This is a genomic window from Paraburkholderia sp. UCT70, from assembly GCF_050434085.1.
Taxonomy (GTDB): Bacteria; Pseudomonadota; Gammaproteobacteria; order Burkholderiales; family Burkholderiaceae; genus Paraburkholderia; species Paraburkholderia tuberum.
The window spans coordinates 3195848-3212270 of sequence record NZ_JBNPVZ010000002.1; the positions used below are offsets into that span (position 1 = coordinate 3195848).

Here is a 16423-nt window from a genome sequence, read left to right on the forward strand (position 1 = left end):
CGTCTCCTCGCTTCTTGGTATGGAAGCCCGCTGGTCGATGCGTTGCGGGCGGTCTCTTTCTACCAAGGGAACATAGCGAAGCGCAACAGCCGATGTCAAGCAAATAGTCGAGAGCGTGGGTCGGGCGAGAAAATGGCTCGTTTTACCTGAAATCCTTGTCGTTCAATGCCCGGCACCGCGGGTTAAGGGCAAACCCGAGCCCTCGCCGCGATAGCAATATATGTTGTCTGGTTAGCGGACAATTGCTCAACCTCCGCGCACACCCTGCGTATTGACGAACAGCGAATACAACCCGTGGCTCGCCGCCATGAACAGACGGTTGCGATGCCGTCCGCCGAAGCAAACGTTCGCGCAACGCTCTGGCAATGCGATGTGGCCGAGCGGCTCGCCTTGCGGGCTGAACACGCGCACGCCGTCGAGCTCGTCGGTGCCCATGCCCCACCCGCACCACAAGTTGCCATGCGTGTCTACACGAAAACCATCCGGGGTGCCCGGACCCGCGTCGATCAGCACGCGGTTGTTCGACAGCGTCGTGCCTTTGCCATTGGCCTCGACGTCGAATACGCGGATCTTGCGCGGCTCGCCGCGCGATTGGACCACGTACAGCAGCGATTCGTCCGGCGAGAACGCGAGACCGTTCGGGGCGAGCACGTCGTCGATGACCATCGACACCTCGCCCGACTGGCCGTCGATCCGATACACGCACGCCTTCAGCTCGGACTGCTGCTGCTCGCCCTCGTAGAAACCTTCGATGCCGAAGGTCGGGTCGGTAAACCAGATCGAGCCGTCCGATTTGACGACCACGTCGTTCGGCGAATTGAAGCGCTTGCCCTGATAGCGATCGGCGAGCACGGTGATCGAGCCATCGTACTCGGTGCGTGTCACACGCCGCGTCAGGTGCTCGCAACTGACGAGACGCCCTTCGCGATCGCGCGTATGGCCGTTCGCATTGTTCGACGATTGACGGAACGTGCTGACCGCGCCCGTCGTTTCGTCCCAGCGCAGGATGCGGTCATTCGGAATGTCGCTCCACAGCAGATAGCGGCCATCGCCGAACCACACCGGCCCCTCCGACCAACGCGTGCCCTGATACAAGCATTCGACCGACGCCGACGCGATGATCAACGACCTGAAGCGCGGATCGAACACGCGGATGGAGGGATCGGGATAGCGTCGGCTGTGATCGGTCATGGGGTTGTCTGCGTGTCGGAGCGGTTCGATCGGGTGGGCGCGAACTCGCGCTCGAGAGCGAGCAGCGTGCGCGCGGTCTGCGCGATCTTCGCATGATGCTCGCGCGGTGTCGAACTGAGCAGCGGCTGCAGCGGCCCCATGTCGGCGAGGCCCGTGAACGTGATTGCATCGTGCAGCACGCGGATCAGTGAGATGTCGTTGCGCAGCGTTTCGAGCGGCATGAACGCATCGTACAGACGTTGGGCGGTGTCGTGATCGGCGCTACCGGCGCTATCGGCGCTCCGGCCGCTTTGCACCGCGCGCAGCAGCGCCATCACCATGCTCGGCGCGATACAGCCGCTTCCGGTCGTCCACGCTGCGAGTCCGAACTCGCGCAGATGCACGAGCGCCGGCCGCTCGCCCATGCCCGATACGATCTTCGCGGCCGGCACGCATTGCAGCAGCCGGCGCAGATACCGATCGTCAGCGGGGTTGTCGCGCGGGATCGCATACTTGACCGCGCTCAGCGTCCCACGCTCGACGAGCCGCGCGAGCGTATCGACAGCGACGTAGTTTTCGCTCTTGATATACAGCGTGAGCGGCATGCCGGCCGTGTCGGCGATCCGCGTGAGGCCCGTCTCGACGCCCTCGGACGTCGTGAAGCCGCCGAGCGGCAGCACCATCGCCGTGCGGTAACGCGTCTGCGCGAGGATGCGCGCCTGATCGAGCATCTTGCCGTAGTCGGGACCCAGCGCCGGAATCACCCGTGTCCCGGGGCCCGCGGCCTCGGCGAGCAGGTCCAGCAGCTCGCGGTATTCGCTGACCGCGACGTGATAAAGGTTCGCATTGCCGCCATACAGTAGCGTGCGTACGCCGCCCGCTTCGATATGGCGGATCAGCGCGAGATTCTGGGCAGGGTCGAGCGTGTAGTCGGCCCGGCGCGCGAGCGGCGGCACGGCCATGACCGACGCGGCGAACTCGCCGTCGCGGAGCGGTGATTCGTTCATGATGGTTGACGCGGAAACACGCTAGGCAGAGGTTTCACGGTAGCATCGGCATCACAATGTTGTCAAACAACCTGCGCGTGACGATCGCCCAGCATGCCGTCGGCGGCGAATTGCGCGGGAGCCGATCACGAAATTTCCTTTTGTATAACAATGAAGCGGGCCCGCAGCCTGTGGAATCGGCGCAGGCTTTTTTTGGCAACAAGGACACGGCGAGCAATAACCCGCTTTCCCAGATAATCGAGTAAATACGATTTATTCTAAAGCGCGACGAAATAATGCTGTCAACGAAACATATTAAAATCTGTCGCCGGATGCCGATTAGCCGCGCCGCTCACCCGAGAAGCCCGGCCGGGTTAAAGATTTATTTCAATCAGCATAATAATAGGCGACACCGGCGTTGCTATCACGTGGCGGCTATCGTTTACCCCGCGGAGCACCGGCGCATTGCGTTCGAGTTTTTAGTGATAGATTACGCGGACCAAAAGAGCGGACCGAAGTTTGTCTGCCGATAACCGCGAACGAGATGTTTGCGAGCCTGAGAGAGCCAAAAAATTGTCGCTACACTTTATCGAGCAGATGGCACCGCTACTGGACGCCGCCGACGAGGCGGAATGGTTCGGCGTGGTTACGGGCTTAGCCGAAACGTGGGGCTTCGAGAAGATTCTGGTCGCGTTGCTGCCGCGGCCAACCATGCGTCTCGAGGACGCTTACCTGCGCAGCACTTACGCACCGGCATGGCGCCAGACGTACGACGAGCAAGGCATGGTGCATATCGATCCGACGGTCGCACACTGCCTGTCACGCTCATCGCCGCTAGTCTGGACGCCCGAGATTTTCGCCAGCCCGGCGCAGCACTGCCTGTATGAGGAAGCTCGCTCGTACGGTCTGGGCGCGGGCGTGACGCTGCCAATTCATGGGCCGAATCAGGAAGCCGGCATGATGTGCTTCGTCAATGACGACAAGCCGTCAGACGGGTTCAGGCGCCATGTGAACGCCGCGTTGCCGAACCTCGTGCTGTTGCGCGACCTGGTGATCGACACCAGCAAACAGCATCTGAATTCACATGCGCAGACCTTGATGCCGAAGCTCACGCCGCGCGAGAGAGAATGTCTGAAATGGACCGCACGCGGCAAATCCACGTGGGAGATATCTCACATCCTGAGTTGCTCGGAAGCGGTGGTGAACTTCCATATGAAAAACATCAGGGCGAAATTCGGCGTGAATTCGCGGCGTGCGGCAGCCGTGATCGCGGCGCAGCTTGGGCTTATTGACCCGGGTTGAGCAGCGCGGCCGCGTCGCGGCTGTACATCACACGCTCGGCGCGACCCAGATCGGCGTCCGACACGGTCTTCATGAAGTACAGACCCAGCAGGATCGACACCGGCGCCGGGATCTCCGCGCCCGACTCGAAGCGGCTGCCGCGCGATTGCGTGACGCCAAAGCGAGCCCAGAAACGGCGCTGGCTCTCTTTTTTCTTCTTCCGATAGGCAATGATCAGAACGCGATCCACTGCCGAAGAGACCTCCGAAGGACGCGCCTGGAGGTGGGTTTGCGGTTGCCAGTGATTGTCGAGGAGTTCCATTTTGGACCCTTGTAGGTTGGGGGCGGAGACGTGTCTGAATTCTGATATACCCGATAAGCATCCACACCTATCCAGGTAGGTAGGTGGCGCAAAGATTCAGAATGCATAAGTTTTCCTGCGTATCTGGCAGCCCCCCAACGCGTACAGGAGAACGTCATGCAAACCACGATCCGAATTGGACTCCGGCAGGAATTCGACAACGAACTGATCAACGAGATGTACCGCTTGCGCGCCCGTGTCTTTCACGGCCGGCTCGGCTGGGAAATTCCGACCATCGCGGGAATGGAGATAGACGGCTACGACGCGCTCGGGCCGTACTACATGCTGATTCAGGGCGAAGACGAACGGTTGCGCGGCTGTTGGCGCCTGATGCCGACCGAAGGTCCGAACATGCTGAAAGACACCTTCCCGCAGCTACTGCATGGCGCGGCCGCGCCGGTCGGGCGACATATCTGGGAACTGAGCCGCTGGGCGATCGAAACCGGCGGTGAGGAACAGTCGTTTGGTTTCACGGATATGACAATCCGCGCAATTCAGGAAGTGATGCGCTTTGCGCAGCGCATGGGCATCACGCATTACGTCACGGTGACCACCACGCCGATCGAGAGGATGCTGCGCCGAGCCGGCCTCGACGTCAGCCGGCTCGGGCCGCCGCTGCAGATTGGCATCGAGCGGGCCGTCGCGCTCGACGTCGCGGTGAGCGCGAAAACGCTGACCTCGCTGTTCGGGCCGGTCGCCGTCGCTGCTTGAACCTCGCCGAAGCGCGGCCTGACAAAAGTCGCGACGCCTTCACCCGCGCGCGCGGACTCAGGAACCGAACATCCGTTCCAGCGCGTTCTCGAGATGCGCGCGCATTGCGGCGCCCGCGCCCGCCGCGTCCTTGCGGCGGATTGCGTCGAGCACCGCCATGTGTTCGGCCTGCACCAGCCGCTGCCGCTCCACCGTCTTGACGAGCGACAGATTGCGCGACAGGTTCATGCTGAACAGGATCTGTTCCTCGATGAACGACATCACCGTGATGAAAAACGGATTCTTCGACGCGCGCGCGACCGCCTGATGAAACAGGAAGTCATCCTTCGCGCCGATCCCCTGCGCCTCGATGATGCGCTCGAGCTCGTCCCACGCGTGCTGGATCGCGGCGATGTCGTCGGCGTCGGCCTTCAGCGCTGCCTGCGCGGCCGCGCCCGCCTCGGTCACGATGCGAAACTCATAGCAGCGGCGGATATCGGACAGCGTTTCGAGCGGCGCGAAGCGGCGTACGTCCGGATCGGGGCGCCGGGCGACGGTCGTGCCAGAGCCGTGCCGCGTCGAGATGATGCCGTCGGCCCGCAATCGCGCGAGCGCTTCGCGCACGGTCGGTCGGGACGTGGCGAAACGCTCCGCCAGCGCGTGTTCGGTCGGCAATCGCTCGCCTTCCTTGTATTCGCCTTCGAGGATGCGGTTGAGAATGTCGCCGTAGATCTGGTCGGGTAAGCCCTTGGTTTTTCGATCGTTCATCAGCGGACTGGCCAGCTTGTCTGAATATGGCTTGATTGTAAGGCCAACCCTGTTTCGGCTTCAGCAAAGTTTTACGGGTTGTAAGCATGCCGGGCCGCTTCGCGCACGCCGCCGCGCACGCCATTTTGTCCGCGCCGCGCCGGAATATTTGGCAAGTGTTTGATTTACATCCTGGTCCGGTGCATCTTTTCCGGCAATCATCTAAGCTTCATTGGTATAAAAGATCAATAAACCTGCCGCCGCTAGCAATGTGGCAGACGCATTTTTGACGCGGAGCCGATATGTACACACGCATCCTTGTAGCGGTCGACGGCAGCAATACCTCGCGCCGTGCGTTTGAAGCGGCGCTCGATCTCGCCAAATCGAATGGCGCGGTGTTGCGGCCATTTTATGTCGTCGAAAACACGCCGATGTACTTCGAGGCGCCCGGCTACGACCCGTCGATCCTGCGCAACCGCCTGATCGAGGAAGGCCAGGAGCTGCGTGCCGAGTTTTCGAAAGTGATGGCCGAGCAAGGTGTGAAGGGCGACCCGGCCGTCTCCGAGGCTTCGTCGCTCGGCGATGTCGCCGAGATCGTGCTGCAGGCCGCCGCCGAATTCAACGCCGACCTGCTCGTGATGGGCACGCACGGCCGGCGTGGCTTTCAGCGGCTGATTCTCGGCAGCGTCGCTGAACGCTGCGTGCGCCAGGCCACTCTTCCGGTTCTGCTGGTACCGTCCGCCGCGGGCACCGACAAGGAACCCGCCTGACTCTTTCATCAGGCGCAGGGGCGGCACGCCACGCCCTGGCTTGCCGGAATCGAGCCACGCTACCCGTCGACGGGCGACGTCGATATAGGCCGCGGCGGCTCACCTTCTCACCTTCGTCAGAGCACCGCCGTTGCTCGGACTGCCGAGCAGCGAACGCGTCACTTTGCCGCCAGTTGCGGGTCATAGCGGGTGGGACAATTTCACCACTACCAATAATCGCGCGCAGAACATGCTGAATCCTACTGCTGTGACCCGTTCCTCGACCCGCTCCGCCGGCAACCGCGAGGCCGTGGCGGCACGCGCAACCGCACGTACCGCCGCGCGCTGCTCCAGATGTTCGATGCGTCAGATCTGCATGCCGCAGGGGCTGTCGGCGGAGGAACTGCCGAAGCTCGAAACGCTGATCTGTTCGGCGCGCTCGGTGCCGCGCGGCGAAGCGCTGTATCGCAGCGGCGACCGCTTCGACAATATCTACGCGGTGCGCTCCGGATCGATGAAGACCGTGATGGTCCACCGCGACGGCCGCGAGCAGGTCACCGGGCTGCGTCTCGCCGGCGAGCCGCTCGGGCTCGACGGCATCAGCGCGGACCTCCATGCGTGCAGCGCCGTCGCGCTGGAAGACAGCACGGTGTGCATCGTTCCATATAGCGCGCTGAAGCTGCTGTGTCGCGAAATCAGTTCGATCCAGGAGCGCATGCACAAGCTACTGGGCGCGCAGATCGTCAGCGAAGCCGCGCAGATGATGGTGCTCGGCTCGCTGTCCGCCGACGAACGCGTCGCCGCCTTCCTGCTGGACGTGTCACAGCGCAATGCGCAGCGCGGCTACTCGTGGTCGGAATTCAATCTGCGAATGACGCGCGAGGACATGGGCAGCTACCTCGGCATAACGCTCGAAACGGTCAGCCGTACCCTGTCAAGATTTCAAAAACGCGGCCTGATCGACACGCGGGGCAAGCACATTCACATCGTCGATCTCGAAGGCTTGCGGCAGATCTAGCGGCCGGAGTGGCCTGGACGGTCGCGCCGTTCGTCTTGGCACGCTGCCTGCGAGCGGGTAGAGTTTTCAGACCGTCCCCCGACGGCAACCGTGTTGCATGGAGACCCGGCCCCAATGAATCGCGACCCTGTCCCGCATCATCCGCTCGTGCAGCGCCTGCTCGACGCGCGTCAAGTCACCGACGACCTGTTTGCGATCGTCAAACCCGACTACCTCTATGAACGGCCGATCCGCGAGCGTCACCGCGTCGTGTTCTACATCGGCCATCTCGAAGCGTTCGATCGCAATCTGCTCGACCAGCGTCTGTTCGATCTGCCGGCTTTCGCGCCGGAACTCGACCAGTTGTTCGCCTTCGGCATCGATCCGGTAGACGGCGGCTTTCCCACCGATCAACCCGGCGATTGGCCGTCGCTCGCCGCCGTGCGCGAGTATGCGACGCGCGCGCGCCGGCAGATCGATACCGCGCTCGACGAACTCGGCAACCCGGCGCACGACGAGGCGGCCGTGCAGCTGCTGAACGTCGCGATCGAGCATCGGTTGATGCATGCGGAAACGCTCGCGTACATGCTCCATCAGTTGCCACTCGCGCAGAAGAACACCGCGTTGCGCGAGCCGGTGGTGACGAGCGAGGAGCAGCGCGACGCGTTGTCGTCGATGGTCAGCGTGCCGGCCGGCACGGCCGTGCTCGGCATGCCGCGCGAGGCCGGCCGCTTCGGCTGGGATAATGAGTTCGGCGAAATGAGCGTGGACGTGCCCGCGTTCGAGATCGATCGATACATGGTCACGAACGGTGCGTTCCTCGAGTTCATCGAAGACGGCGGTTATCGCGAGCCGAAGTGGTGGTCGCCGAAGGACTGGGTGTGGAAGGAAGCGGAGCGCATCGAGCATCCCGCTGGCTGGTCGCAACGCACGGCGCAAGACGGTCGCCCCGCATGGACGCTGCGCACGATGTTCGACGACGTGCCCTTGCCGCTCGACTGGCCCGTCTACGTGAGCCACGCCGAAGCGAGCGCCTACGCGCGCTGGGCCGGCAAAACCCTGCCGACCGAGGCGCAATGGCAACGCGCGGCGCACGGTGCGCCGCAAGCGGCGTCGGGGAACTTCGATTTCCGCAGTTGGGATCCACGGCCCGTCGACGCGCATCCGGACAACGTCAGCACGTTCGGCGCGGAAGGTCAGTTCGGCAACGGCTGGGAATGGACCTCGACGCTTTTCGAAGCGCTGCCGGACTTCGAAGCGTTTCCGTTCTATCCCGGCTATTCGGCCAACTTCTTCGATGGGCAGCACTACGTGCTGAAGGGCGGCTCGGCGCGTACCGCGCTGTGCATGCTGCGGCCGGAATTTCGCAACTGGTTTCAGCCGCATTATCAGTATGTGTATGCGGGGTTTCGGTGTGTGCGGGGTTGTGACAAGTTAAGCAAAAAATAACTCGATGATCATCTTTCGCTCAACTGAAAATATCCGCGCAAAACTGCGGTGCCGTCTGTCCTGAGCACTCAACTCACGACCGAGCCGCATTGCTATCCCGCAGCGGCGTGCTGACTCGAAAGGCCTGCCAGTATCTTGCCCGGCAAAATGGGCAGGTCGCGCACACGCAAGCCAATGGCGTCGTAGACGGCTGCGGCCACTGCGGCATCCACGCCGGTCGCGCCGAGTTCTCCGATGCCGCGGGTACCGATCGCACTTGCATGCGGATCATACTCACTGACGAAGTGGATCTTGATATCGAGCGGAATGTCCGCATTCACCGGGACCGCCACGTTCGACAGATTCTTCGCGAGCCAGCCACCGGTATTGGGCTCCTGCACGCTTTCCTCCATCGTCGCCTTGCCCCAACCCCAGATGATCGCGCCCGTCATCTGGCTTCGTGCCGTTTTCGGATTGATAATCCGGCCCGCGGAATAGGCACCCACCGCCCGGCGCAAGCGCACGAGGCCAAGCTCGGGATCGACGCCTACTTCGACAAAGATCGCACCCCACGTCCGCATCGCGTATGGCGTACCGTCGCCGTCCGCGCTGAAGCTGGCGCCACCCGGAAGCGTGAACGCACCGTCCGCGACCATCTCCGGTAGGTTAGCCCGCCGCAGGCTCGCGCGAACTTCTTTCCCGCCGAGCGCATCGAGCTTCGCGTTGATTTCCCGGCAAGCCAGTGCGATCGCGCTTCCCGTGCTGCCCGTGGCGCTCGATCCATAGACGGGACTCGCCGGGTGAAGGTTGGTATCGCCCCACACAATCGACACGTTCTCGATCGGCAAGCCCAGCTCTTCGGCCGCGATCTGGCAAAAGACCGTCTGCGTGCCGGTGCCGATATCGTGCGTGTTCGCCTCGATCAGCGCCGTGCCGTCGGACCTCAGGCGCACGCGCGCCCCGCCGGGAAAGCGGAAATTGCCCATTGAGCTCGTCGCCATCCCATGTCCGATGCGCCACGCTCCGTCTCGTCGTGGCGTCTCGCCGCGCGTGCGCCAGCCATAAAGGCGCGCACCTTCCTCATATGCGTCGCGAAGCTTTTTTGACGACCAAGGCTTGTTCGTATGCGGATCGACCTCGGCGTAGTTCGCCAGTCGTAGATCGAGCGGATCGATCTTCAGCGCCACGGCGAGTTCGTCCATCGCGCTTTCGAGCGCCCATAGCCCCGGACCTTCCACCGGCGCGCGCATTGGCGTGGGCACGTTGATGTTGCGCCGCTCCAGCCACTGCCTGGTGCGAATGGCGGGCGACGCATAAAGCGTCTTGCTTGCTTCGCTTGCGGGCTCCAGATGCGTGTCCGCAATCGCGCTCGAATTGACGATTTCGTGATCGATGGCGCTGAGCCGGCCGTCCGCCGTTGCCGCAAGCTTGATGTCCTGTTTCATCCACGGCTGATAGCCGACGCAGACGAACTGATCGTGACGCCGCAGATGAAGCTTCACTGGCCGCCCCGCGACGCGTGCCGCGGCGGCGGCAAGAATCTGGTGCGGCCACACATATCCCTTCGAGCCGAACCCGCCACCCGTGTGCGGTGCGATCACGTGAATGTCGTCCGGGCTCATGCCGAGTGCCGCGGCTACGACAAGCGGCACATTCTCGCTCGCCTGAACCGCATCCCACAGCGTGAGCTTGCCGTGCTCGAATCGCGCAACGGTGCCCGATGTCTCCATCGCATTGTGGTGACGCGCGGCTTGAATATACGTCGCCGCCACGCTTGCCTGTGCGGTTCCGAGAATCGCATCGACGTCGCCCATCTCCAGATCATCGCCGAGCATGCGTGGCTCGGGCGGCGGCTCGCGCGTCGCGGCGCCGGGAAGGATGGGGTCGTCGCGCTCGCAACGGACAAGCACGGCATCGCGGCCGGCTTCCGCCGCCTCGATGGATTCCGCAAGCACGATTGCGACCGGCTCGCCTTCGTACCGAATCGCGTCGTTTTGCAACGGCAGTGCGAGCACCGCCGCTGGCGGCTGAACCGCACCGAATCGCGGCATATCGTGCGCGGTAAGCACCCGCACCACCCCCGGTAAGGTAAGTGCCGCGGTGGCATCCACGTCGATCAGCCGGCCCGACGCAACGGGCGCGCCGACCAACGCCGCATGAAGCGTGCCGGGCGGCGTGTTGTCAGCCGCGAATTTCGCCTGTCCAGTGACCTTCGCCTGGCCTTCCACGCGGGAGACCGCCGTGCCGATGCTCATGATCGCCCTGCTGCCGTCAGTAACGCACGCACCGCGGCATTGCGCGCCATCGTCACCTTGTAGCCATTGTGAGCGAGCGGCCGGGCGTCGCTCATTGCCGCGTCGACAATCGGCGTGACCACTTCCCTGGTCGGCGCCTGCCCGGCCAGCGACACCTCCGCGACTGGAAGGCGCCACGGGCGTTGCGCCACCGAGCCAAGTGCAATGCGCGCCGACACAATGCGATCCCGATCGAGCTCCACGGATGCGGCTGCCGAGACCAGCGCATATTCGTAGCTGGCGCGCTCGCGGACTTTTACGTAGGCGGATCGTGCGTCCGCGCGGATGGGTATGTGAAAGGAGACGATCACTTCGTCGGCAGCCAGTCTCGTCTCGAGCCGGGCGGCATCGCCGCCCATGCCGGCCGCTTCCTGCTGCGTCAGGTGGAACTCCGTCATCTTGATCATTCGACCGCCGTTCGGCCCGATGACCTCAGCTGTCGCATCCAGACAAGCCAGTGCCACAGCCGGATCGGACGGTTGAACCGCGACGCATGCATCGGTCCAGCCAAAAATTGCATGCCGTTCGTTGATGCCATTGCGCGCGGGGCAGCCCGACCCGGGATTGCGCTTGTTGCAGCCCCATGGCAACGGCGCTTCCGAACGAAAATAAGCGCATCGCGTCTTTTGCATCACATTGCCGCCGAGCGTCGCGCGGTTGCGCACCTGCGCCGAGGCGGCGAGCAGACAGGCTTGAGCCAGCGCGCTCGCGTGGGCGCCGACGAGCGCGTCTTCACCGATCACGTTCAGGTCCGTCAGCGCGCTGATCACCAGATCGTCACGCTCGCGCACAATACGAACGAGACCTGTGAGTCCACCGACATCGATGACGCGATCGGGCGCTGCGATGCCGAGCCGCATCCAGTTGAGCAGCTCCGTACCGCCCGCGATGATCGCCACGTCGCCCGCCGCCAGCGACGCGACTACCTGTTGCGCGGTTGCGCCACGCGCGTATTCGAAGTTTTTCATCGTTCGTCCCCGGCTGCGCCGGCGGCATCGAGCACGGCCGCCGTGATCTGCGGATAGCAGGAGCAGCGACACAGATTGCCGCTCATCCATTCGCGAACGCTCGCCTCATCGGTCGCGTGCCCTTCAGCGATGCAGGCGACCGCGGAGACGATTTGCCCGGGCGTGCAATAGCCGCACTGAAAGGCATCGTGCTCGATAAATGCCTGCTGTACCGGATGCAGCGTCCCGTCGGAGGCGGCCAGACCTTCGACAGTCGTGACCTCGCAGCCGTCACATTGCACGACGAGCGTCAGACAGCTGTTCATCCGCTTGCCGTCGACCAGCACGGTGCAGGTGCCGCATGCGCCTTCATTACAGCCCTTCTTGGCGCCGCTGAGACCCGAGTCTTCGCGCAACCAGTCCAGCAGCGTGACGCGCGGGTTCACCATTGCGACCCGCGGCTGGCCGTTCACACGCATCGTCACCGTGACGCTGCTTGACCAATGCAGCCCGGCGTCTCCATTTGGATCTGATTGCTCCCCGAAAGTAGCGTCGTTCATTCCCAATTCCTTGCCGGTTTCAACAATCACTCTGCTTGTATATAGACCATATGGAGTCGATATCAAGGGACGATATCCCTCCTGCCTCCGCACCGTCTCCCAAAGAATCGATCCGGCTCGAACTGCAACGGCGAGCTGCTCGCATGCACTCGCTCGACACTTGCAAGCGGGCCAGGATTAGGTGAGCCGATTTCGACCTGATGCTGATTGAGGCCATAGGTCCCAGGCCCTATGCGCCAGCGAAACGCAGTCGATGTAGGTGATGGCGGTCCGCACGATCCAGATAAAAAGTGTCGGCGCAGTATCCTCAAAAAAACAGCATTGGACCAATGCGGGCACCGAATTTAACGATCCTTCTCCGTCGAGAACTGGCCGGTTTGCAACGACCTGTGCCTGACGTCGGTTGGCTGCACGCGTTAAAGGTTATTCGACGTCTGCCCTCATTCACATGGCTGCGAGTGTGCCGCGGTGGCGGTGAGCTTGCCGAGAATCGATGACGGATCGCCGCCCGTGACACGGTTCAGCGACGCGCCCGACCCGTTGTTGAAGGCGACGGTGTTGCCGTTGCCGATCGAGAAGCTGTGCCAGTCGATCACGCCGCGGGACGAGGACTGGTCGATCGTCAGCGAAGTGGTGCCGCTCGTCGTCGCGCCCTGGCCCGGACGAAGGCGCCGCCCTGCGGCAGTGGTCCGGCCGCGTGGGCCATCGGCACGCACCACGCGGCGAGCGCGAGCGGCACCCATAGTGCAAGCGGCAGCGGCGCAGAACACGGTTCCACGCGGAAGGCCGCGACCGAGGCGCGATGAGTGCCGCGCCGGCATACGCCAGCGAAAAGGACAGCCCATTGCGCGGGCTTGGGGGCGACTGGATCGCCAGTCTGGATGAATGACGCGACATGATCCCTCCCGAAACGTGGTTCGTGGAAAGTCGTCGTCGCGGAACGCAGATTGTTGCGACCAGGCAAGGCGCGAAAGCCGCCATACCGCACAACACAGCCTAATGGTTGCAGCGCGTTTCAAAAGACCAACCGGTATTTGGGCATGCACCCGGTGCTTGCTGGTACCGCTTCAGGCGGGGGTGCGTGTCGGTCGCCGCGGCGGCAGGAATCGCCGTTCAACCCTCGGAAGCGGACGGAGAGAGCGGCAAGAAGCATTGGTCGCCGGCAAAAGCGATAGAATGCCCGCTCTGCAAAGGACAATATTGACGGGGTAGACGGCATGGAGCGGCCGGGCGCGCAGCGTTGGCATGAGCAAACGTTTCTAGGTGTCTTTCGCGGACAACCTGAGAAGGAGCAGGCGCTCCTCCGGATATGCTTGGGCATGGTCGTGTTGATCGGCTATATCGCCGTCGCCGCGCTCCAACGCACGGCCGCCGCGTATGACACTCTGGGCGTGGTTTTCGCATACGTTGTATTCGGCGTGGTGACATACATAGCCGCGACCGCCTGGACAGTTCGGCCGCGCCTTCGATTGACGGTCACCACGATTGCAGACCAGGCGCTTGTCATGACTGCCTTGGCGCTCGGCGGGCGCGTGGCGCTGCCCTTGCTCTGGGTCGTGTTCTGGTTTCTTGTGGGTGCCGGTTGCCGCCACGGTAAGCGGCCGTTGCTACTTTCATGTGCAGTTGCGCTTGCAGGCGTCGTGATTTTGATGCACGTCGAGCCGTGGTGGAGAGAAAACCTCGCGGTGGGATTGGGCATCATGCTCAGCATCGCGGCGACTTCCGTGTACTTGATGGCCCTCGTGCATCGGCTCGAACGGCAGGCTGCGACGGACCCTCTGACAGGACTCAGCAACCGCACTCGCCTCGAGCAGGCGATCGCTAAAGCGACTGCTGCGCGAGACGACGATAAAGGACAGTCTGTCTTGATGTTCATCGATCTCGACGGCTTCAAGTACGTCAATGATGCTTATGGGCATGCGGTGGGTGATGAACTGTTGCAGTGCTTCGCCAACGGTCTGCAGACACGCATTCGCCGCGGCGATACGGTTGCCCGCCTGGGAGGCGACGAGTTCGCGGTGCTCGCCCGCCACGTGCATGGCGACGCCGGCGCGCGCGCGATTGCCGACGGTATTCACGACATCCTTCATGGGCTTCGAGAGATCGCCGGTCATCCCGTCGCCGTATCGGCCAGCATTGGCGTGCGCATGCTCGGTGCCAATAGCGCGGACGGACGTCTTGATGTACACGCCCTGATGCGCCAGGCCGATAGCGCGATGTATCGCGCCAAAGCGAACGGGACGGACAAAACCTCATTCTTCGATGAGACGGGTGCCGGCGCGTAAGCGGACAGGGTTCCCGGCGGCGCCCTGCTCGTGTTGGCGAGCGCATTTGATGCAGGTGCCGGGCCGCGGACGCTCGTATCTGGGAGCATGTGCGCGTCGTCTCGCTGCGGAAGGTAGTTTCATTTCGCGGCTGGAGTTTGGCCCGGAGTGGGGCGAACTGAGACGGTCGCCATCCGGCCGGGTGCGGCCATGAACGGTCCGTCACGTAGCTCGCTAGTCTGACACCCAACGTCGGTTTGCCGCCATTAACCGGTCGCTCGTGCGCCGACGATTCACGTTGCTCGGACTGTCGCGTGACTGGCAAGATGAGGCTTTCAACCCGCAGATATATAGCTTTTAGCAAGACATCCGCAGGCTGGGGCTTCTCTGTCAGTCCCGCTCAGACGGGCGCCTGCTTGCGACGCTTGGTGAGTTGTCAGTGGTAGACGCGCGCGAAGACTGTTCCTTGCCCGCGGCGTAGAGGATCCGGCCGAGGCGTTCCCCGGGCCGTTCGACATAACGGCGCGAGAGCGCTGCCACGAAGATCGTTGTGCAAAGGGCGAAAACGGTGAGAACGAGCAGAGACGCCAACGGATGCGCGCGTACCTGTGTCGTTCCGAAACCCTCGACGACTAGCGGCGTCAACGCGAACAGAATTGGGAAATGCAGCACATAGATGCTGTAGGAGATGTCGCCGATAAATGCGAACGGCCCGGCTTCAAGTGCCTGCATCGACCTGCCGCTGTGATACAGGCAATATACGGCGACGAACGCGACCAGCATCTCGATGTTCTCAGCGCCTTTCATGTCTATACCGAGCCGGTCCGCGGCCATCTGCGAGAACAGCAGCGCAATCAATGCGATGGTAGCTGTGATGCGGTATGGAACATCGCCCGCACGCGGCAGGAAGGGAATGGCGGCGCCGAGTCCGAAGGCTAACGCATAATGCATACAAAACACCCGCGGGATCGGTAACAGGGCCAATAGGGAAACACAAGCGAGTAACGCCCACCGCTTGCGTGGATTCCGGGCAAGCAGATAAATAACTGGAAATGCGAGAGAGTAGAACAGCTCGACACGCAAGGTCCAAAGCGGCCCGTTCAGGTGTACGTAGAGCCCCAACATGGAGAGCGCGATGAGTTTTGCGGTGGGCGGCGAAGGGTACGCTTGCCACGCTCCCCACGCGCTATAAAGCCCAGAGTCCAACGCCTGCGGGGATCGAATCAAATGCCAGAGACATAGCGTCAGGACAATTGAAGCCCATAAGGCTGGGTAGATCCTGAAGAAGCGCCGCACATAGAACTTTTTAACCGGCGGCGCCTGTTGCGTTGGTTCATTTGACAGCGACACTGCAAGCACGCATGCGCTCAACACGAAAAACATCTGAACGGCGCCCGACGCATTGAACAAGCCGCCAATGAGTTGATACGAAGAGAGGACTGAACGATCGTTGGCAAAAAGGCGCGGCCAGTCAAGGATGCTCCACACGTGCGCCATAACAACGATCAGGCATGCGATACCGCGCAACGAAGTGAACACTTCGATATTCTTCCGCGCGTTGGCGGGACGGACTGACACGACGGCGTTAGTCATAGCCATGACCTGGCCTCCACATAGCATGCCCTTGTTATATCGTTTGCGGTCGATCCGACCGAGGGATTCCACGAAGCTCACCCAAGGATAAGACGACAGGTCAGACACGAATGCCGGATCGTCAAAAACACCCTACGGATTGGCGTATTCAAACGATTGGCGCATTCAACAGGAGGCTTATCAGGCAATGACCGCTGTTCGCGAAGTTGCGACCTCGCCGTCGCGGCCCGGACCTCCATAACAGGTCGAACGAGGCGGACGGCTCTTCTTTCCGACGGTCGCTGAACTGTATGAGAGGCTTTCCATAAGGCGGATATGGCTGTTGCGCGTCCGAACTGGCTTTCACAACCCCAAAG

Annotated in this window: 16 protein-coding genes; 7 read left to right on the forward strand and 9 right to left on the reverse strand. The window is 62.5% G+C overall.

Annotated features, from left to right (window positions below; all coding sequences use genetic code 11):
- Positions 1–246 precede the first annotated feature (246 nt).
- Complete coding sequence (locus tag OKW41_RS17055) at positions 247–1191, reverse strand: SMP-30/gluconolactonase/LRE family protein (RefSeq protein ID WP_429444246.1); 945 nt, start codon at positions 1189–1191, stop codon at positions 247–249.
- Complete coding sequence (locus OKW41_RS17060) at positions 1188–2177, reverse strand: dihydrodipicolinate synthase family protein (RefSeq protein ID WP_429573243.1); 990 nt, start codon at positions 2175–2177, stop codon at positions 1188–1190. Before OKW41_RS17060 ends, OKW41_RS17055 begins: the two co-directional genes overlap by 4 nt.
- 56 nt (positions 2178–2233) lie before the next feature.
- Here OKW41_RS17060 and OKW41_RS17065 point away from each other — a divergent pair, with 56 nt between their 5' ends.
- Both OKW41_RS17065 and OKW41_RS17070 read left to right on the forward strand, forming a co-directional pair.
- On the forward strand, positions 2234–2422 hold the full coding sequence (locus OKW41_RS17065) for a hypothetical protein (RefSeq protein ID WP_429573244.1): 189 nt from the start codon (positions 2234–2236) through the stop codon (positions 2420–2422).
- Between the two features lie 331 nt (positions 2423–2753).
- Complete coding sequence (locus tag OKW41_RS17070) at positions 2754–3458, forward strand: helix-turn-helix transcriptional regulator (protein ID WP_429573245.1); 705 nt, start codon at positions 2754–2756, stop codon at positions 3456–3458.
- On the opposite strand, the gene OKW41_RS17075 is transcribed toward OKW41_RS17070, so the two are convergent.
- Positions 3442–3759 (reverse strand): hypothetical protein, encoded by a 318-nt coding sequence (locus OKW41_RS17075; protein WP_013092374.1) that lies wholly within the window; start codon positions 3757–3759, stop codon positions 3442–3444. The two genes, OKW41_RS17070 and OKW41_RS17075, sit on opposite strands and share 17 nt — an antisense overlap.
- 156 nt (positions 3760–3915) lie before the next feature.
- Here OKW41_RS17075 and OKW41_RS17080 point away from each other — a divergent pair, with 156 nt between their 5' ends.
- Positions 3916–4509: an acyl-homoserine-lactone synthase gene (locus tag OKW41_RS17080; protein WP_429573246.1), complete on the forward strand. Its 594-nt coding sequence runs from the start codon at positions 3916–3918 to the stop codon at positions 4507–4509.
- A 57-nt stretch (positions 4510–4566) separates the two neighbouring features.
- On the opposite strand, the gene OKW41_RS17085 is transcribed toward OKW41_RS17080, so the two are convergent.
- The gene (locus OKW41_RS17085) at positions 4567–5256 is read right to left on the reverse strand and encodes a FadR/GntR family transcriptional regulator (RefSeq protein WP_090807327.1); all 690 of its coding nucleotides are present in this window, start codon (positions 5254–5256) and stop codon (positions 4567–4569) included.
- A gap of 281 nt (positions 5257–5537) precedes the next feature.
- On the opposite strand from OKW41_RS17085, the gene OKW41_RS17090 reads away from it, so the two are divergent.
- From OKW41_RS17090 to OKW41_RS17100, 3 genes are all read left to right on the forward strand, one after another.
- The gene (locus OKW41_RS17090; RefSeq protein WP_090807329.1) at positions 5538–6005 is read left to right on the forward strand and encodes a universal stress protein; all 468 of its coding nucleotides are present in this window, start codon (positions 5538–5540) and stop codon (positions 6003–6005) included.
- Between the two features lie 340 nt (positions 6006–6345).
- On the forward strand, positions 6346–7002 hold the full coding sequence (locus OKW41_RS17095) for a helix-turn-helix domain-containing protein (protein WP_429446870.1): 657 nt from the start codon (positions 6346–6348) through the stop codon (positions 7000–7002).
- A 114-nt stretch (positions 7003–7116) separates the two neighbouring features.
- Entirely contained in the window at positions 7117–8430 is a 1314-nt protein-coding gene (locus OKW41_RS17100) for an SUMF1/EgtB/PvdO family nonheme iron enzyme (protein WP_429573247.1), read from the forward strand.
- Between the two features lie 92 nt (positions 8431–8522).
- On the opposite strand, the gene OKW41_RS17105 is transcribed toward OKW41_RS17100, so the two are convergent.
- The 4 genes from OKW41_RS17105 to OKW41_RS17120 all read right to left on the reverse strand — a co-directional run bounded on the left by OKW41_RS17105 (position 8523) and on the right by OKW41_RS17120 (position 12953).
- On the reverse strand, positions 8523–10664 hold the full coding sequence (locus tag OKW41_RS17105) for a xanthine dehydrogenase family protein molybdopterin-binding subunit (protein WP_429573248.1): 2142 nt from the start codon (positions 10662–10664) through the stop codon (positions 8523–8525).
- Entirely contained in the window at positions 10661–11671 is a 1011-nt protein-coding gene (locus OKW41_RS17110; RefSeq protein WP_429573249.1) for an FAD binding domain-containing protein, read from the reverse strand. The genes OKW41_RS17105 and OKW41_RS17110 overlap by 4 nt, the downstream gene beginning before the upstream one ends.
- Complete coding sequence (locus OKW41_RS17115) at positions 11668–12210, reverse strand: (2Fe-2S)-binding protein (protein ID WP_429573250.1); 543 nt, start codon at positions 12208–12210, stop codon at positions 11668–11670. The genes OKW41_RS17110 and OKW41_RS17115 overlap by 4 nt, the downstream gene beginning before the upstream one ends.
- 440 nt (positions 12211–12650) lie before the next feature.
- A complete protein-coding gene (locus tag OKW41_RS17120; RefSeq protein WP_429573251.1) occupies positions 12651–12953 on the reverse strand; it encodes a filamentous hemagglutinin N-terminal domain-containing protein in 303 nt (100 codons plus the stop codon).
- A gap of 576 nt (positions 12954–13529) precedes the next feature.
- On the opposite strand from OKW41_RS17120, the gene OKW41_RS17125 reads away from it, so the two are divergent.
- A complete protein-coding gene (locus OKW41_RS17125) occupies positions 13530–14495 on the forward strand; it encodes a diguanylate cyclase domain-containing protein (protein WP_429444253.1) in 966 nt (321 codons plus the stop codon).
- A 369-nt stretch (positions 14496–14864) separates the two neighbouring features.
- Here OKW41_RS17125 and OKW41_RS17130 read toward each other — a convergent pair whose 3' ends face one another.
- Complete coding sequence (locus tag OKW41_RS17130) at positions 14865–16073, reverse strand: acyltransferase family protein (RefSeq protein ID WP_429573252.1); 1209 nt, start codon at positions 16071–16073, stop codon at positions 14865–14867.
- Positions 16074–16423 lie beyond the last annotated feature (350 nt).